Raw genomic sequence first — 16,423 nt, forward strand, 5'->3', positions numbered from 1 at the left:
TCCAGCCGTCTGCACGCCGTAGCCCGGACAAGGCGCGTCAAGCGCCGCCTCCGGGAATGCTGTCAGGCTAAAGGCGGTTAACCATTCCCGGATATATTCTTATGATGAATTGAGATCGCTATCACGTATATTTCTTCCTGAAATGTGATCTGAATTATAATTATTCCTCAATCCCTCTCTTCGTTTTATTTCTGTCCGGATGTCTGGACAAAATTTAGTATTGTTGTTTACGCCTCTGCTACTTATATTTATCCTCAATGATTTATGTAGCGCTCGCGTGGTATCGCGCTGGCCTCCAGACATTAATCTGGTATGCAATAAGGGTAAATAATGCAAATGATTACCTCACGACAGAACAGATTATTGAAATTTCTCCTGCCCCGCAGAGAATACGTTACGCTGATGAAAATTGCTGAATATTTAAATGTGTCAGAAAAAACGGTTCAGCGTGATTTACGCTTTTTAGAACAGTGGTTATCTGAGTGGAAAATGACTATCGACAAACGCTCAGGTACCGGCGTGATGCTGATCGCTGATAATGTCACGGATCTGCTGCAATTAGACCAATTACTCAGTAACGAGGGGGAGGACAGCGATGTCATGATGAATAACTCCCGGCGCGTGAAAATTGCTTCGCAGCTCTTAAGTGAGACTCCGCGGGAGACATCAATTAATAAGCTCTCTGAGCGTTATTTTATCAGTAGTGCATCTATCGTTAATGATCTGAAAATTATTGAGTCATGGATTGCTCCGCTCGGCTTAACGCTGATTCGTAGCCAGAGCGGGACGCATATTGAAGGCAGCGAAAACAGCGTCCGCCAGGCGATGGCGTCGTTAATTAATGGAGTGATTAATCATAATGAGCCCGGCTGTATTATCCATTCCCGGCTGGACTCAGGAAGCTATAAAGCGCTGGTGCATTATTTTGGTGAGGATGACGTTTTATTTGTTCAGTCATTATTACAGGAAATGGAGCGCAAGCTGTGCTGGTCATTAGGCGAACCGTATTATGTGAATATTTTTACCCATATCCTCATTATGATGTATCGCATTACCCGTGGGAATGCCTTACCGCGGCGTGAGCAGGGGCAGCAGATTTTTGATGAGACGATATTTAGCGTTGCTCAGAATATGCTGCGAAAAATTGAACACCGTATTGACCATTCGCTGCCGGAAGATGAAGTCTGGTTTATTTATCAGTACATCATCTCCTCTGGCGTTGTGGTGGAAGAGCGAGATGATGTCAGCATGGTGCGCTATATGCATTCTAGCGATGAGGCCCGACAAATTACCGATCGTCTGATTAGCGCTTTTTCCACCATGATTGATCTCGATTTAACCGCCGATCGCGCGTTATACGATGGTCTGCTCATTCATATCAAGCCGCTCATTAACCGCCTTAATTTTCGGATTTATATTCGTAACCCTCTGCTTGAGGATATCAAGGGCGAGCTGACGGACGTGTGGCCGCTCACCCAGCGGGCGGTCAATCAGGTTTTTAGCCGCTGGGGCGAGCGTGCGGTTTCCGACGACGAGATTGGCTATCTCACCGTTCATTTCCAGGCGGCGATGGAAAGACAGGTCGCCAGCAAGCGAGTTCTGCTGGTTTGTTCTACCGGAATCGGCACATCTCACCTGTTGAAAAGTAGAGTGTTGAGAGCGTTTCCTGACTGGACCATCGTCGGTGTGGTTTCGGCAAGCAGCCTGCATACCCTTCAGCCGCAGGACAAGATTGAACTGGTTATTTCGACGATCAATCTGCCGGAAATAGCTTTGCCGGTAGTCTATGTTAGCGCATTTTTTAATGATACCGATATCCGACGGGTTACGGAAAAAATCGTTACCGACAAATTACATCGTGCGGCAATATCTGCTGTAGATAATGAAGTTTTATATCCATGAGGTAAAGAATATGGACATAACCAGGATTTTAAACACCAAACGCGTTTTGTTAGATATGCACGCTACGAATAAAGCGGAAGCCATCGAGGAGTTAACCGACTTATTACAAAAAGACGGGGCGATAAGCTGTCGAGAAACCTTTATTCAGGATGTCTGGCAGCGTGAGTCGGAAGGCTCAACGGGGTTTGAAAATCATATTGCGATCCCGCATGGAAAGTCGTCCGCCGTTGTTAATACCACCCTTGCCATTGGTCGCACCCGGCAGGATATCGCCTGGGAAACGCTGGACGGCAGCCAGGTACGCTGCATTATTTTATTTGCCGTTCGTCTGGAAGATCAAAATACCACCCATATTCGCCTGTTGTCCCAGGTCGCCGGAGCGCTGGCGGATGATGACATTATTGAACAACTGCTCAAAGAAACCAGTCCGCAGAGGATTATTGATCTGTTTAACCAATATGCCGAGTCGGACATTTACTAACAATAACTAGCGGAGTCCGAGATGAATATTGTCTGTGTTGCTGCCTGTACCGCAGGTATTGCTCATACTTATATTGCACGTGAGAAGCTGATTAAAGGCGCGAAAGCGCTGGGCCACAATGTCAAAGTCGAAACCCAGGGAACCATTGGTACTGAAAATGAACTGGCGGCCGAAGATATTGACGCTGCGGATGTCGTTATTCTTGCCATTGATGTGAAAATTAAAGGCGAAGAGCGTTTTAAAAATAAACGGATTGTCAGAGTAAAAACGGAAGTCGTGATTAAGTCGCCGATTCAGTTTATCGAAAAGGTCGAAAAATCCTTAGCGAATGCCTGATCCTTAATCTGGAGGGATCTACCATGAGTGAGAATAAAATTCCCGTCTCACAGGAAATTAAGAAGCATTTATTAACCGGTATTTCATGGATGATACCGCTGATCGTCGCCGCCGGGATCTGTATCGCGCTGGGACAAGTCCTTGGCGGGACGAACGTTGGCGAGAAAACCGGCACCATTCCGTGGATGTTAAACCAAATCGGCGGCTGGGGAATGGGGCTGATTGTGCCCTTGATCTGCGCCGCTATCGCTTACTCCATTGCCGATCGTCCTGGATTCGCTCCGGGTTTGATCGTGGGTTTTGTCTGCGGGCAAATTCATACCGGTTTTATTGGCGGCATGCTGGGCGGCTTCCTCGTGGGCTACACGGTACTGGCGCTAAAACACTATATTCGGCTGCCGAAGTCGATGCAGGGGCTGATGCCGATTATGGTGCTGCCGGTATTAAGCACCATCATTAGCGGTTTGCTGATGATGACCCTGATCGGCAAGCCCATTGCCTGGCTGCAGGACGCGCTGATTCACATGCTGGAGTCGATGCAGGGCGGCTCGCGTTTCCTGCTGGGCGCCATCCTTGGCGCCATGGCGACCTTCGACTTCGGCGGTCCGGTGAATAAAACCATGTCGCTGTTTGCCGATGGTCTGCTGGTCAGCGGCGTTTACGGCCCGGAAGCGGTGAAGTTTGTGGGTTCGATAATCCCGCCGTTCGGTATCACCCTCTCGTTCCTGCTGACCCGCCATAAATATACCCGTGCTGAACGCGAAGCCCTGAAGGCCGCGTTCCCGATGGGGATCTGCATGATCACCGAAGGGGTGATCCCCATCGCCGCCCGCGATCTGCTGCGCGTCGTGGGATCCTGCGTGGTGGCGTCAGCGGTGGCCGGTGGCCTGATCATGACCTGGGGCGTGGAGAGTCCGGTGCCGCACGGTGGAATGTTTGTGGTGCCGCTCTTTACGCATCCCCTGCTGTTCTGCCTCTCTCTGGCGATTGGCACCGTGATTTGCGGTGTGATGCTCTCGCTGTGGAAAAAGCCGGTAACCGAGCGCGATGAAGAGTTTGATGAGCTGAACGACCAAAAGCTCAAAGACGACGAAATCACCTTTACCCTCGAATAAACGGAGGCCCTATGTTTGCCGATATGAAAAGTATGGTGATCAAAGCCTGGCGTGAACGGTATGCCCTGCTGGCGATTAACTGCATGAACCTGGAAAGCGCACGCGCGGCGGTGCGCGTGGCGGAAAAACATCGCGCGCCGATTATTCTCAACCTGTATCAGGGGCATCTGTCGCACTTTCCGGCGACGGCGGCGGCGGCGGTAGTCAGGGTACTGGCGGAGGAGGCGAGCGTACCCGTGACGTTAAGTCTCGATCACGGCAAAGAGCCGATAAAAATACGTCAGGCTTTCCGCGCCGGATTTAGCGGGTTAATGATCGATGCTTCGGCGTTCGCGCTGGCGGAGAACATCCGCCAGACCCGCGAGGTCGCTGAACTGGCCGCCAGCGTTGGGCTGTGCGTGGAGGGCGAACTGGGGCACCTGGCGGATGCGCCGCGCTACGACCAGGCCAGCAATGCCGATTTAATGACCCAGCCGCAGGACGTCCCCCCCTTTATCGAACAGACCGGGATTGACCTGCTGGCGGTCTCCGTGGGAACCGCCCACGGTATGTACGCCCCCGGCGTAAAACCGATGCTCGATTTCGACCGCCTGGCGCAGATACAGCGCGCGTCATCCGTGCCGCTGGCGCTGCACGGCGGGAGCGGTACGCCGTTCGAGCAGCTGCAACGTTGCCCGGAATTCGGGGTCGCAAAAATCAACGTTGGGGCGGCGGTATTTGAAGCGGGGAAAGCGGCGCTGCTGCACACCCTGTGCCACGACAGCACCATTGAGCTGGCCGATGCGCTATCGGTGATGGAGCAGGCCAGCGCTGACGCCATCGTTCCCTATTTACACGCATCCGGCTCAATCAACAAAGCCTGATTAAATCTCAGTAAGGCCTTCCATGCCGGCGCCCGTATGCCCTGGCAGGGCTTACCACACCCTGAAACTGGAGAATAACGATGTTAGTTTCAATGCACGAATTACTTAAACCCACCCGTGAACATGGTTTTGCTATCGGCGCATTTAACGTGGCGGATAGCTGTTTTATTCGCGCCGTGGTGGAAGAGGCGGAAGCGACAAATACGCCGGCGATTATTTCCATTCACCCCAGCGAGCACGATTTTGTTGGCGACGCGTTTTTTAGCTACGTGCGGGATATCACCCAGCGCAGCCGCGTGCCTTTCACCCTGCATCTGGATCATGGTGCCTCGGTGGAACATGTTCTGCGCGCCATTCAGTGTGGTTTCACCTCGGTCATGATCGATGGTTCGCTGCTGCCTTATGAAGAAAACGTGGCCCTGACCCGCGAAGTGGTGCAGCTGGCGCACGCGGTGGGCGTGTCGGTCGAAGGTGAGCTGGGGACCATCGGCCAGACCGGAACCTCTGTGGAAGGCGGCGTGTCAGAAGTCACCTATACCGACCCGGCGCAGGCGGAAGATTTCGTCGCCCGTACCGGCGTGGATACGCTGGCGGTAGCGATTGGCACCGCGCACGGTATCTATCCGAAGGGGATGCAGCCGGAGCTGCAGATGCACATTCTGCGCGATATCGCCGGGCGTCTGTCGATTCCGCTGGTGCTGCACGGCGGCTCGGCTAATCCGGATGCGGAAATTGCGGAATCCGTTACGCTTGGCGTCGGCAAAATCAATATTTCCAGCGATATGAAATATGCCTATTTCCAGAAAGCGCGCGAAATTCTGACAAAAGAGACATGGTGGGATCCGAATGTCATTTATCCGGAACCGATTAACGCCGCGCGGAAGGTGATTCGCCACAAAATGAAGCTCTTTGGCTCTACCGGCAAGGCCAGCCTGTACTAATCCCCCGGCGGGGCGGGGAAACCTGCCTCGCTATGAATAAGGAGGCCGGTATGAAGTATTTGGGGCTGGATATCGGCGGGAGCAAAATCGCCGCCGTAGTGATGGATGAACAAGGCCATGAATGGAAGCGTTTTCGCATTGAAACGCGAAAACAGACCCGGCAGCAGTTTATCGCAACGCTGGTGGCGTTAATCACCGCGATTGGGGATGAGCTGGCTCAGCCTTTGGCTATCGGTATCGCCCTGCCGGGGAGTATCTCCCCGCAGACCGGCAAGATCCGCAATGCCAATATTCAGGTCATCAACGGCTGCTGCTTACAGGATGAGCTTGAGCAGCGCCTGGGCCAGCCGGTTGTGCTGGCGAACGATGGCAACTGTTTCGCCTTATCAGAAGCCTGCGATGGCGCAGGAGCCGATTATTCGCTGGTGTTTGGCATGACGCTGGGGACCGGATGCGGGGGCGGTATTGCGCTTAATCGCCAGATTTTCCCCGGCGCGTCAGGGATTGCGGCGGAGTGCGGGCATATCACGCTGCCGGGATATCAGGAGGTCAACGATGGGCCGCCCGAGCGCTGCTACTGCGGAAAATATAACTGCGTCGAGTCCTTTATTTCCGGCACCGGGCTGAGCGCGCGCTATCGTTTGATGACCCGGCAGGCGCTCAGCAGTCAGGCTATTATCGCCCGGGCGCTGGAGGGCGAGCATGCCGCCTGCGAGCAGGTGCTGCGCTTTCGCCAGCAGCTGGCGCGGACGCTGGCGACGGTGGTGAATCTTATCGATCCCGGCGTGATTGTTCTCGGCGGCGGCCTGTCTAACGTGGCGCTGCTGGTGAACGACCTGGAGGCGGATGTCGCCCCGCTGGTGTTTACCGACCATTTCACCACCCCCATCGTGCCTGCCCGACATGGTGACAGTAGCGGCATGCGCGGCGCAGCCTGGCTGGCCGTCCGCAGCGGAGTCGAAAATGAAACGTTCACAGATTAACTACGCGATTGATAAAGCGCATGCTATCGCCGAGTCCTTTCGCATTTGCTTACCCGAGTTTGCCTGCTTTACCGCCGATATCTGGGCGAAAAAGCGGTTTGAAGAGTGGCGAGAAGTTCGGGATCTACAGCTTGGCTGGGATATTACCGATTTTGGCAGCGGCCGTTTTCAGGAAACCGGACTGACGCTGTGGACCCTGCGTAACGGCGCGCCGGGCGATTCGCGCTATCCCAAGCCCTACGCCGAGAAGATGTTGCAGATTCAGCAGGATCAGCAAACCCCCTGGCATTTTCATTATCACAAAATGGAAGATATTCTGAACCGCGGCGGCGGCCGGCTCTGTCTGCAGCTGGCATGGGCGACAGAAGATGAACGGCTGGATATGCAGCGCAGCGTGAGCGTCGCGGTTGATGGCCGCCAGCGCACGCTGAAACCGGGAGAAACCCTGGCTCTTAACCCCGGGCAGGGCGTTTGCCTGCCGCCCACGCTGTACCACCGTTTTTGGGCTGAAAACGCGCTGGTAATGGGCTGGGAAATTTCGATGGTGAACGATGATAAGCGCGACAATCGTTTTCTGGAAGATAGCGGTCGCTTCCCGATGATTCAGGAAGATGAACCGAAAAAATGGTTATTGTGCAGTGAGTACGGACGCTGAAAAGAGATAGACGTTGTCGAATCCACCACCCTCCTTACGGAGGGTTTTTTTATTCCATTTTGTCTAAAAAAGTAACGTTCATTTCATTCTGGTGATTGATGCCACAGACGCCAGCGCCGCCGGGTGATAGCGTAGTTTAGCGCTGAGAGGAGCCCGGTATGGATTTAGAAAACATCTTTCGTGACGTTAAGCTAAGCAAAACGGAAATGACCGTGCTGCGTTTTATTCAGAACGATCCTGAGCAATGCGTTCGCGAAGGGATCCGCGCCGTGGCGGAGCACTGTTATAGCAATCCGTCTTCGCTGGTACGCCTGGCGAAGAAGCTGAAATTCAGCGGCTGGCTGGAGCTGGTCTATTTTATTAAATTCAATATCACTATGCCCAAACTCGATGTGACCAACGACATCGATTATATGAGCATTCAGCCGGTGGAGCGGATAACGCCATTGCTGGAAAGCCTGCAACATCACCGCATTTTGATTCACGGCAGCGGCTTTTCGCAGCTGATCGCCCAGTATATTTATAATAAATTTTTGGTGACCGGGGTGAATGCCAGCCTCGCGCTGTGGCCGGATTACGAAATCCTCGAGCAGAAGAACGCCGCCAAATTTGATTCGATCTGGATTATTTCCAAATCCGGACGCAGCAGTTCGGCGCTGAACTGGGTGAAGGCGCTGGAAGGGAAAGAGATTAACCTGGTCTGCTTTACCGGCGATTATCAAAGCCCGCTGGCGCAGGCGGCGGATACGGCGTTTATCATCCATGATCCGCAGAAGTTCGATGATGATATTTACTGGAGTAACCCCTTTTTTGGCTACTGCATACTCGGCTTTGAGCGGCTGCTGAAGATGTGGTTTATGCAGACGGGGATCCCCGGAGGCGGCGCGTGAGGCGCCTGTCCGGGCTATCGGCTGCGATCCGGTAGCCCGGATAAGGCGTTAGCCGCCATCCGGGGGATTTCACCGGGCGTTTATTGCCAGTCGGCGAACTGCTTATCGTCGAGATAGGCTTCAACCAGCGTTTTTGCCAGCGAATAAGAGCCGACCAGCGGATGCGCCATCAGCGCCCGTACCGCCAGCGATTTATCGCGCTGCAGAATGGCCGCCACCGCCAGCCGCTCATACTCTTTCACGCTGGCGATCATATTCTTCTGCGCCGTCGGCACATGCTTCGGCGTCACCGGCTTCAGGCCCTCTTTGCTCAGGTCGCAGCTGATCTCAATCACATCGTCCGGGCGCAGGAAGTCCAGCGTGCCGTTGTTGGGCATCGATACCACGATGCGCTTGGTGGTGGTGCTGTTGACCGCCTCCAGAATATCCAGCGCCACGCCCGCGTAGCCGCCGGTATCCGGCTCCTCGATAAACTGCTTTAAGGTCAACGGCTCGCGGGTATGGAATTTTTCCTGCTGCGACTCGTTCTGCATATAGCTATTTTCCCGGCGCAGATAGTGCTTCATCCAGATGGTAAACGCCGCTTCCGGGTTGGCTTTGACATCAACGGTCAGCAGCGCTTCGCGCATATCGTGATTGATGCGCGCAATCTGCTCGCCGCGGGTTTCCGGCGCGTTCTGAATCGCTTTCAAAGCCACTTCGCGATAGTAGTAGTAGTAAAGATATTCATTAAGCAGCTGCTTATCGCATAGCTGAACCAGCTCCGGCGAAAAGTACTGCATCGCCGTCTTGCGATACAGGTCCGGGCTGGCGATCAGGCGCTCGGTGACATCCTCGCCGCGCACGGTGAAATGGGTAAACCAGGAGAAGTGGTTCAGCCCGTAGCACTCGACGCCGAGATCGCGCTCGTCGCAGCCGAGGATCTCGGGCAGCTCGCGAATTAGCTCCGACGGGGCATCGCAGATGCCGTACACCCGACGCTTAAAGCCGGATTTGATAATCGCCTCGGTGACCAGCCCTGACGGGTTGGTGAAGTTAAACAGAATGGCATCTTCGGCGGCGTGCTCTTCAATCAGGCGGCAGTAGTGAAGAATCGCCGGAATGGAACGCATCGCCATGGCGAAACCGCCCGCGCCGGTGGTCTCCTGGCCCAGCGTGTTGTGCGCCAGGGCGATACGCTCGTCGCGGATCCGGCTCTCATCGCCGCCCACCCGTAGGGTGGTTATCACATAGTGGCTATTTTTTAGCGCCGGCACCGGGTCGCTGGTTACGCTGAAATGAATATCCGGGCGAATGGCATTAAACACATAGCGGGCGATCTCGCCGAATATTGTCAGATTCTCCGCGGAGCTGTCGAGAAAGACCACTTCCGTTAAACCAATGCGGTGCGCGTTATATGCCAGAGATTTCGCCAGAAACGCAGAGCGAACGCCGCCCCCGCCTAATACGGTTAATTTCATAAATCACTCCCAATTAATTTTCTGCTAGCCAGCTATCAACCCGGGAACGAACCTGTCCCACTTTGACGCCGTAAATAACCTGAACTTCATTTCGATTTCGTACTACGCCATTTGCGCCGGTGCTTTTTAATATCGCATCGTCAACCAGATCCATATTATGAATAGCGACGCGCAGGCGGGTGAAACAGTTATCGACGGAAATAATGTTCTCTTTACCACCCAGACCATTAATAATTTCGTTGGTGACCGACTGCGGTTCGCCCATTTTTTTTCGGTAATCAGCCTTGCTATATAACTTCACGTTTTCATCGTCTTCACGACCCGGTGTTTTGAGATTCAACTTAATGACCAGGGTGCGGAAGATAACGTAGTAGACGGCGAACTGACCGAGCCCGATAAGCACGTAGCCGGGCCAGCGCGTCAGGGAGACCGGCAGCGGCAGGTTGTAAATCAGGAACTCAATCAGCCCGGAAGCGCCCCAGGGACGCACGGTGAAGATGTCGCAAATCGCCTGCGAGGCCGCGGTTAAGGTGGCGTGGATCACCCACAGCAGCGGCGAAACGAACAGGAAGGTAAACTCAATCGGCTCGGTGATGCCGGTGAGCATAGAGGTGATAATGGCCGGCAGCAGAATCGCTTTGGCCATCATTTTTTTCTCCGGTTTCGCCGTGTGGTAGAACGCCAGAGAGGCGCCAGCCAGGCCGAAGATGGTGGTCATCCCCTGCTGCGAGAAACGCAGCGCCTCGTTCATTACCGGGGTTAAATCCGGGTGGCGCATATAGGCGAGGAAAATCGCCTGGGTGCCGGAGACGACCTGGCCGTCGACGTTGAGCGTTCCGCCGATTTGCGTGAGCTGGAACGGCGACCAGACGAAGTGGTGCAGGCCGGTGGGGATGAGGAATTTTTCAAAGAAGCCGTAGACGAAGACCCCCGCCACGCCGGCATTCTTCATAAAGCCGGTCAGCGCCGCGATGCCGTGGGTCATAAACGGCCAGATCCAGGTAAAGGCGATGGCGTAGAAAATGACGACCGGGGTCATCGCCACCAGCGTCAGCTTGGCTCCGCCGTACATGGAGAGCGCGCCGGGCAGTTCAATCGTCGACACTTTGTTATGCACCCAGGCGATGGTGCAGCCGAGAATAATCCCGAGGAAGACCCCCATATCGACTACCACAAACCCCAGCAGCTGAGTCTGCCCGGTACCGTAATATTCGCCGTTAATTTTTTCCGCGAGTCCGTGGGTATGTTCCAGCCACGAGTGGTTAGCGCCAAGAAACATGATAAAACACATTACCGACACCAGCGCCACTTCGGTTTTTTTATCTTTTGCCAGGCCATAGCTGATACCGACGCAAAAGAGTAATCCCAGATTGCCAAATAATGGCCAGAAGGTATCGCCGAGGAGCTGTCCGAGCTGGTGTAAAAAACTGGTCTCCGAAATTAATGTTGGGTTAGTTAAGACTGAACTGAGTGCCAAAATTAAGCCGATGACCGGCAAGAACAATACTGCACCGATCATTGCTCTGGAGAATTTTTGCATATTCTCCAGAATACGTTGACGTATTACAGACATGGTCGTTCCTTTATTTTTGTATACCCGTCATACTTCAAGTTGCTTATGTGTTAGCTACGGATTACTCGGCCCATCCAAGGGCCTCGCCCTCACGGGCCGTCGCAAGCGACGTTCAAATCTGCTCCCGGCAGATTTGTCGCTCACCCCAGTCACATAGTTATCTATGCTCCTGGGGACTCACTCCCTTGCCGCCTTTAAGCAACTCGAATTATTTTGGGTATAGGTTCAGGGACTTTAATTATTTTTTTAACTTCCAGTATTTTTGTTATAGCAAGTCCGCTATTTGAAAGGAACAGGTTGCGGGAAATAGGTACAAACAGCCGCTTAATGGCAACAGGTTTCGCGAAGGGAACAGGCCCCTCTCCCGTGGGGGGAGAGGGAGGGGGAAAGTCAGGGCGTCGTTGTCGCCGGCGCTGAAGGGGGCTGGGTGCTAGTGACCTCCCCGTTGCGCATCACCTGCGCCACCAGCTGTTTTTCCATATTTATCGCGCTCAGCTGGCCGTTGACGGTCGGCTTCAGCGGCGCATCCGCCAGCACGCTGCCGGTCGCCGTCAGCTGAAGGTTACCGTCGCCGGAAACCGGCAGCGCGGGCCATCCCCATGCCTGCAAAATATTCAGCGGCACGCCGCGACCGTTCAGGCTCAGGTTGACCAGGCGCTGCGGGAGCTGCGACACCGCCGCGGTGGCTTGCAGGATCCCTCGCTCGGTAAAGGCGCTGAGCTCGTTAACGTTCACCGTGGAGGCATTGGCGCTCAGCTTCAGCGACGGGCGGCGGACATCAATACGATTAAAGGTCGCGGCGGCGGCGTTCAGCGTCGCGCTACCGCTCCACACGCCCCAGCTGCGGTTTTTCACCAGCTGCAGCTCGCCGCCGTAGCCGTCGAGCGCGGTGATTTGCCACGGGAACGCCGGTTCAATATCGATAATCAGGTTGCGGCTGGCGCTGAACTTTCTCAGCGTCAGGCTTTGCAGCCAGTCGGGCAGCGGCGCCATCCACAGCTGCTTCCAGTTGGTTGGCAGCGTATATTCCAGCCCGGCGAACGCCGCGTCATCCAGCACCAGCGCATGGCCGGCGCGCAGCCAGTTGCCGGACGTGCGCACCATCCCGCCCTCCCAGCGTGAGGTGAACTGGCGCAGCGCGATGCCCTGCGGCGAGAACCCGGCGTTAAGGATCGGGTCGAGGAAATGCAGCGAGCCGTAAATGAACTCGTTTGCGTTCATCGACAGCGTACCCTCCTGGCTTTGCCAGTCGCCGCGGCTCAGGGTGAGGTTGCGCAGGTTAAGATCGAGGCCGGCGATCGCCCAGTCAGGCCCCTGCAGGCTGGCGTCGGTTACATCAAGGCGGCCAATCTGTAGTGACGGCAGGGTGGTCAGCGGCGCGAAAAAGTCGGCGAGTGATTTATCGCTTTGCAGGCGAATCTCGTTGAGCCGCAAATTATCGACCTGCCAGCCGCCGTCGGCGCTGCGTTTCGCCGTGCCGGTGAGCGTACCGCGGGCGACGTCCGCGCCAATGGTCGAGAGGGACACTTCGCCGTTATCAATATTCCCCTGAATCAGCACGTTGCTGGCTTCAATACCGTTGAGCGTCATCGACCCGGCGCTCATCTGAATCTGCGTTTTCTTGCTGAGCACGTTGCCCGCTTCCGGCGCCCACGGGCTGACGCCGCCGGTGACGCGCTGCGCGCTCAGATCCCAGTCGCTCTCAGGGCTATTGAACGCCATATTGCGCAACTGGAGACGGTCGGCGGCGAATGGCAGAGCCGCGGAAGAAGGGGAGAAGTTCAGCGTGCCGTCGCTGAGGACGATTTCGTCAGCATGCAGCGGGTCGCTAAACTGGCGGCTGCTAAACCCGATATCCACCGTTTGCGCCACCAGCGTGGCGGGTTTGCCGTCGCGTCCGAGGGTGACGTTTTGCAGCTGCAGGTGCAGTGGCGAGGAGAAATTATGGTCCATCTTGTTGAAAGAGACCTTCCAGCCGGTACCGTCGCTTAGCCAGGCGCTGGCCTGGCGCCCGCCCCACTGGGTTTGCAGCAGGAAGTAAGCGGCAATAATCACCACCAGCAGGGCAATCAGCAGCCAGAGAATCAGCTTTCTGAGAAATTTCATGGTCTTCGATCCTGAGCGAGGCACATAAGGCTGTTATGCCCGAATTATGCGTAATCCTCAAGACAGGAATTGTGTAATGAGATGATGTGAGGTTGATGATGCTGACGCTCCGGCCAGCATCGCGTGGCCGGAGCGTCAGAAAGGATCAGTTTTTCTCTGGCGGGAAAATCAGATTCAGAATAATCGCCGTGATGCCGCCAGCAGCGATACCGGAGGAGAGCAGATTCTTCAGCCAGTCAGGGGCGAATTGCAGGATCAGCGGCTGCTGGGAAACGCCGAGGCCGACGGCCAGCGACAGGGCGATAATCAGGATCGCGCGGCGGTTCAGCGGCTCGCGGGAGACGATACGCACGCCGGAGGCGGCAATGGTGCCGAACATCACCAGCGTCGCGCCGCCGAGCACCGGCTCAGGAATATGCTGCACGAAGCCGCTTACCGCCGGGAACAGGCCGAGCACGATCAGCATCAGCGCGACCACGAAACCGACATAGCGGCTGGCGACGCCGGTCAGCTGTATCACGCCGTTGTTCTGGCCAAAGCAGGAGTTCGGGAAGGTGTTGAATACCGCCGAAACAAACGAGTTCAGACCGTTGGCCAGCACGCCGCCCTTCAGACGCTTCATATATAGCGGGCCGGAAACCGGCTGCTCGGAGACGTCAGAGGTGGCGGTAATATCGCCGATGGTTTCCAGCGAGGTAATCATAAACACCAGCATCAGCGGCAGCAGCAGATTCCAGTCGATGCCCAGCCCGTAGTACAGCGGCGTGGGTACCATAATCAGGCTGCTTTCCGTCGGCGCGGTATTGGCCGGCAGCATATCGAGTAGCCATGCCGCCAGGTAGCCGGCCGCCATCGCGATAACCAGCGAAGCGATGCGCAGGTACGGGTTGCGCTGGCGGTTAAGGATAATAATCAGCGCCAGCACGATCCCTGCCAGCAGCAGGTTTTTTGGCGCACCGAAGGTATGGTCGGCCATGGCGGCATAGCCGCCGCCGATGGAGGTCAGGCCAACCTGAATCAGCGACAGGCCGATAATCATCACCACCACGCCGGAGACCAGCGGGGTAATAATGCGGCGGGCGAGATGCAGAACGCGGGAGAGAACCATCTCTGTGCAGCTGGCCAGCATCAGGGTGCCGAACAGCGCGGCCATCATGGTCGGAACATCGGCGCCGCCGGTTTTCAAGGCGGTCCCGCCCATAATCAGCGGCGCGACGAAGTTAAAACTGGTGCCCTGAATCGAGAGCAGACCAGACCCCACCGGGCCCCAGGCTTTAATTTGAATGATGGAGGCCACGCCGGAGGCGAACAGGGACATGCTGATGATGTGTTGCGTATCCTGAGCCGGAAGGCCCAGAGCCTGGCAAATTAACAGCGCCGGAGTGATGACCGCGACAAACATCGCCAGCAGGTGCTGGAATGCGGCGAACAGGGTTTGCGGTAGCGGCGGGCGGTCTTCAAGGCGATAGATTAATTCGCTGGTTTGCTTATGCGCAACCGGTTGCGCATTTTCTGATTCTGCGGTGTTAACGGACATCACAACAATCCCAAAGGTGGCAAAGCGGGGATTTTATCGGACTGTAGACCAAAAGCAAACGTTTGCCACTCTTTAGCTGCAAATATTTAAGCAGGGAATAAGTGTCAAATATTTATTAACATTTTGTATGCTTGATCGCATCATTATCCCTACAAAATATCTTTTCCTGTCCTTTTTTCCGTACTTCTGCTTAAAATCCCTACCCGATTACTCATGATGAGAAGCAATCGACACCGGGAATACCGTCGCGTGTGAATGGATCATGCGCCTATAAGGAGCTCTTTTTTATGTTTCATCTCGATACCTTATCGACGCTCGTTGCCGCAACACTCGTGCTGCTATTGGGTAGAAAACTCGTTCAAACCGTCCCTTTCCTGAAGAAATACACCATTCCTGAACCCGTTGCGGGCGGCCTGCTGGTCGCGCTGGCGCTGCTGGTATTAAAGAAAAGCATGGATATCGAAATCGATTTCGATATGAGCCTCAAAGATCCGCTGATGCTGGCTTTCTTTGCCACTATCGGCCTGAACGCCAACCTCGCCAGCCTGCGCTCCGGCGGCAAAGTGCTGGGGACGTTCCTGATTGTGGTGGTGGGGCTGCTGCTGCTGCAAAACGCGCTCGGAATCGGCATGGCGAAGCTGCTTGGCCTCGACCCGCTGATGGGGCTGCTGGCCGGTTCGATTACCCTTTCCGGCGGCCACGGTACCGGCGCGGCGTGGAGTAAATTGTTTGTTGAACGCTATGGCTTTGCCAACGCTACCGAAGTGGCCATGGCTTGCGCAACCTTCGGCCTCGTCCTGGGCGGCCTGATCGGCGGACCGGTGGCGCGCTATCTGGTTAAGCACTCTTCCTCCCCGGACGGTACGCCGGACGATCAGCTCGCGCCGACCGCGTTTGAAAAGCCGGATATGGGGCGCATGATCACGTCGCTGGTGCTGATTGAGAGCATCGCGCTGATCGCCATCTGTTTGACGGTAGGGAAGATCGTTGCGCAACTGCTGGCGGGAACCGTATTTGAACTGCCCACCTTCGTTTGCGTGCTGTTTATCGGCGTGATCCTGAGCAATGGCCTGTCGGCGCTGGGCCTGTACCGCGTGTTCGACCGCGCGGTGTCGGTGCTGGGTAACGTCAGTCTGTCGCTGTTCCTGGCGATGGCCCTGATGAGCCTGAAGCTGTGGGAGCTGGCGTCGCTGGCGCTGCCGATGATTATTATTCTGGCGGTTCAGGCAGTGGCTATGGCGCTGTATGCGGTGTTTGTGACCTACCGGATGATGGGAAAAAACTACGATGCCGCGGTGCTGGCAGCCGGCCACTGTGGTTTCGGCCTCGGCGCGACGCCGACGGCGATTGCCAACATGCAGGCGATTACCGACCGTTTCGGTCCGTCGCACATGGCGTTTCTGGTGGTGCCGATGGTGGGCGCGTTCTTTATCGATATCGTTAACGCGCTGGTGATTAAGCTCTATCTGCTGCTGCCGGTATTTGGCTGATAAAAACCCGGAGGCGGTGCGCTACGGAATTGTGCAGTCTGCGGGCTGTAGCCCGGGTAAGGCGTTTACGCCGCAACCCGGGGATACCCCG

General features: G+C 55.5%; 14 protein-coding genes. 10 read left to right on the plus strand and 4 right to left on the minus strand.

The genetic code is table 11. The features are described 5' to 3' along the window. Window positions 1-330: 330 nt before the first annotated feature. The 9 genes from ABLU67_RS23570 to ABLU67_RS23610 all read left to right on the plus strand — a co-directional run bounded on the left by ABLU67_RS23570 (window position 331) and on the right by ABLU67_RS23610 (window position 8,166). Entirely contained in the window at window positions 331-1,902 is a 1,572-nt protein-coding gene (locus ABLU67_RS23570) for a transcription antiterminator (protein ID WP_348852553.1), read from the plus strand. A gap of 10 nt (window positions 1,903-1,912) precedes the next feature. Then, window positions 1,913-2,383: a fructose PTS transporter subunit IIA gene (locus tag ABLU67_RS23575; RefSeq protein ID WP_004126743.1), complete on the plus strand. Its 471-nt coding sequence runs from the start codon at window positions 1,913-1,915 to the stop codon at window positions 2,381-2,383. A gap of 21 nt (window positions 2,384-2,404) precedes the next feature. Beyond that, the gene (locus ABLU67_RS23580; protein WP_004126741.1) at window positions 2,405-2,719 is read left to right on the plus strand and encodes a fructose PTS transporter subunit IIB; all 315 of its coding nucleotides are present in this window, start codon (window positions 2,405-2,407) and stop codon (window positions 2,717-2,719) included. Between the two features lie 23 nt (window positions 2,720-2,742). Then, window positions 2,743-3,834, plus strand: a complete 1,092-nt coding sequence (locus ABLU67_RS23585; RefSeq protein WP_064374908.1) for a PTS fructose transporter subunit IIC — start codon at window positions 2,743-2,745, stop codon at window positions 3,832-3,834. A gap of 11 nt (window positions 3,835-3,845) precedes the next feature. After that, window positions 3,846-4,697 (plus strand): class II fructose-bisphosphate aldolase, encoded by an 852-nt coding sequence (locus ABLU67_RS23590; protein WP_014839805.1) that lies wholly within the window; start codon window positions 3,846-3,848, stop codon window positions 4,695-4,697. Window positions 4,698-4,777: 80 nt separating this feature from the next. Continuing rightward, entirely contained in the window at window positions 4,778-5,638 is an 861-nt protein-coding gene (locus ABLU67_RS23595; RefSeq protein WP_348852554.1) for a ketose-bisphosphate aldolase, read from the plus strand. A 50-nt stretch (window positions 5,639-5,688) separates the two neighbouring features. Continuing rightward, complete coding sequence (locus ABLU67_RS23600; protein ID WP_148851598.1) at window positions 5,689-6,621, plus strand: ROK family protein; 933 nt, start codon at window positions 5,689-5,691, stop codon at window positions 6,619-6,621. Continuing rightward, window positions 6,602-7,276, plus strand: a complete 675-nt coding sequence (locus tag ABLU67_RS23605; RefSeq protein ID WP_348852555.1) for a D-lyxose/D-mannose family sugar isomerase — start codon at window positions 6,602-6,604, stop codon at window positions 7,274-7,276. The genes ABLU67_RS23600 and ABLU67_RS23605 overlap by 20 nt, the downstream gene beginning before the upstream one ends. Before the next feature lie 158 nt (window positions 7,277-7,434). After that, entirely contained in the window at window positions 7,435-8,166 is a 732-nt protein-coding gene (locus ABLU67_RS23610) for an SIS domain-containing protein (RefSeq protein ID WP_014227266.1), read from the plus strand. Between the two features lie 80 nt (window positions 8,167-8,246). Here ABLU67_RS23610 and ABLU67_RS23615 read toward each other — a convergent pair whose 3' ends face one another. From ABLU67_RS23615 to ABLU67_RS23630, 4 genes are all read right to left on the minus strand, one after another. Next, complete coding sequence (locus ABLU67_RS23615) at window positions 8,247-9,626, minus strand: glycoside hydrolase (RefSeq protein WP_014227265.1); 1,380 nt, start codon at window positions 9,624-9,626, stop codon at window positions 8,247-8,249. A 13-nt stretch (window positions 9,627-9,639) separates the two neighbouring features. Further along, a complete protein-coding gene (locus ABLU67_RS23620; RefSeq protein WP_116280705.1) occupies window positions 9,640-11,199 on the minus strand; it encodes a PTS transporter subunit EIIC in 1,560 nt (519 codons plus the stop codon). A gap of 390 nt (window positions 11,200-11,589) precedes the next feature. Continuing rightward, window positions 11,590-13,305 carry an AsmA family protein gene (locus ABLU67_RS23625; protein ID WP_348852556.1) on the minus strand — a complete coding sequence of 572 codons (1,716 nt, stop codon included), beginning with the start codon at window positions 13,303-13,305 and terminating at the stop codon, window positions 11,590-11,592. Window positions 13,306-13,450: 145 nt separating this feature from the next. Then, complete coding sequence (locus ABLU67_RS23630) at window positions 13,451-14,842, minus strand: uracil-xanthine permease family protein (protein WP_004855527.1); 1,392 nt, start codon at window positions 14,840-14,842, stop codon at window positions 13,451-13,453. 287 nt (window positions 14,843-15,129) lie between these two features. Here ABLU67_RS23630 and gltS point away from each other — a divergent pair, with 287 nt between their 5' ends. Continuing rightward, complete coding sequence (gltS, locus tag ABLU67_RS23635) at window positions 15,130-16,332, plus strand: sodium/glutamate symporter (RefSeq protein ID WP_048262753.1); 1,203 nt, start codon at window positions 15,130-15,132, stop codon at window positions 16,330-16,332. The last annotated feature ends 91 nt before the right edge of the window (window positions 16,333-16,423 follow it).

Origin of the sequence: Klebsiella sp. GN_Kp190 (assembly GCF_040061795.1) — a bacterium.
Taxonomy (GTDB): Bacteria; Pseudomonadota; Gammaproteobacteria; order Enterobacterales; family Enterobacteriaceae; genus Klebsiella; species Klebsiella michiganensis.

What these genes read in the sequence shown, in the direction of transcription:
- ABLU67_RS23570 (WP_348852553.1), top strand. Translation starts at nt 331, where the DNA reads ATGCAAATGATTACCTCACGACAGAACAGATTATTGAAATTTCTCCTG.
- ABLU67_RS23575 (WP_004126743.1), top strand. Translation starts at nt 1,913, where the DNA reads ATGGACATAACCAGGATTTTAAACACCAAACGCGTTTTGTTAGATATG.
- ABLU67_RS23580 (WP_004126741.1), top strand. Translation starts at nt 2,405, where the DNA reads ATGAATATTGTCTGTGTTGCTGCCTGTACCGCAGGTATTGCTCATACT.
- ABLU67_RS23585 (WP_064374908.1), top strand. Translation starts at nt 2,743, where the DNA reads ATGAGTGAGAATAAAATTCCCGTCTCACAGGAAATTAAGAAGCATTTA.
- ABLU67_RS23590 (WP_014839805.1), top strand. Translation starts at nt 3,846, where the DNA reads ATGTTTGCCGATATGAAAAGTATGGTGATCAAAGCCTGGCGTGAACGG.
- ABLU67_RS23595 (WP_348852554.1), top strand. Translation starts at nt 4,778, where the DNA reads ATGTTAGTTTCAATGCACGAATTACTTAAACCCACCCGTGAACATGGT.
- ABLU67_RS23600 (WP_148851598.1), top strand. Translation starts at nt 5,689, where the DNA reads ATGAAGTATTTGGGGCTGGATATCGGCGGGAGCAAAATCGCCGCCGTA.
- ABLU67_RS23605 (WP_348852555.1), top strand. Translation starts at nt 6,602, where the DNA reads ATGAAACGTTCACAGATTAACTACGCGATTGATAAAGCGCATGCTATC.
- ABLU67_RS23610 (WP_014227266.1), top strand. Translation starts at nt 7,435, where the DNA reads ATGGATTTAGAAAACATCTTTCGTGACGTTAAGCTAAGCAAAACGGAA.
- ABLU67_RS23615 (WP_014227265.1), bottom strand. Translation starts at nt 9,626, where the DNA reads ATGAAATTAACCGTATTAGGCGGGGGCGGCGTTCGCTCTGCGTTTCTG.
- ABLU67_RS23620 (WP_116280705.1), bottom strand. Translation starts at nt 11,199, where the DNA reads ATGTCTGTAATACGTCAACGTATTCTGGAGAATATGCAAAAATTCTCC.
- ABLU67_RS23625 (WP_348852556.1), bottom strand. Translation starts at nt 13,305, where the DNA reads ATGAAATTTCTCAGAAAGCTGATTCTCTGGCTGCTGATTGCCCTGCTG.
- ABLU67_RS23630 (WP_004855527.1), bottom strand. Translation starts at nt 14,842, where the DNA reads ATGTCCGTTAACACCGCAGAATCAGAAAATGCGCAACCGGTTGCGCAT.
- gltS (WP_048262753.1), top strand. Translation starts at nt 15,130, where the DNA reads ATGTTTCATCTCGATACCTTATCGACGCTCGTTGCCGCAACACTCGTG.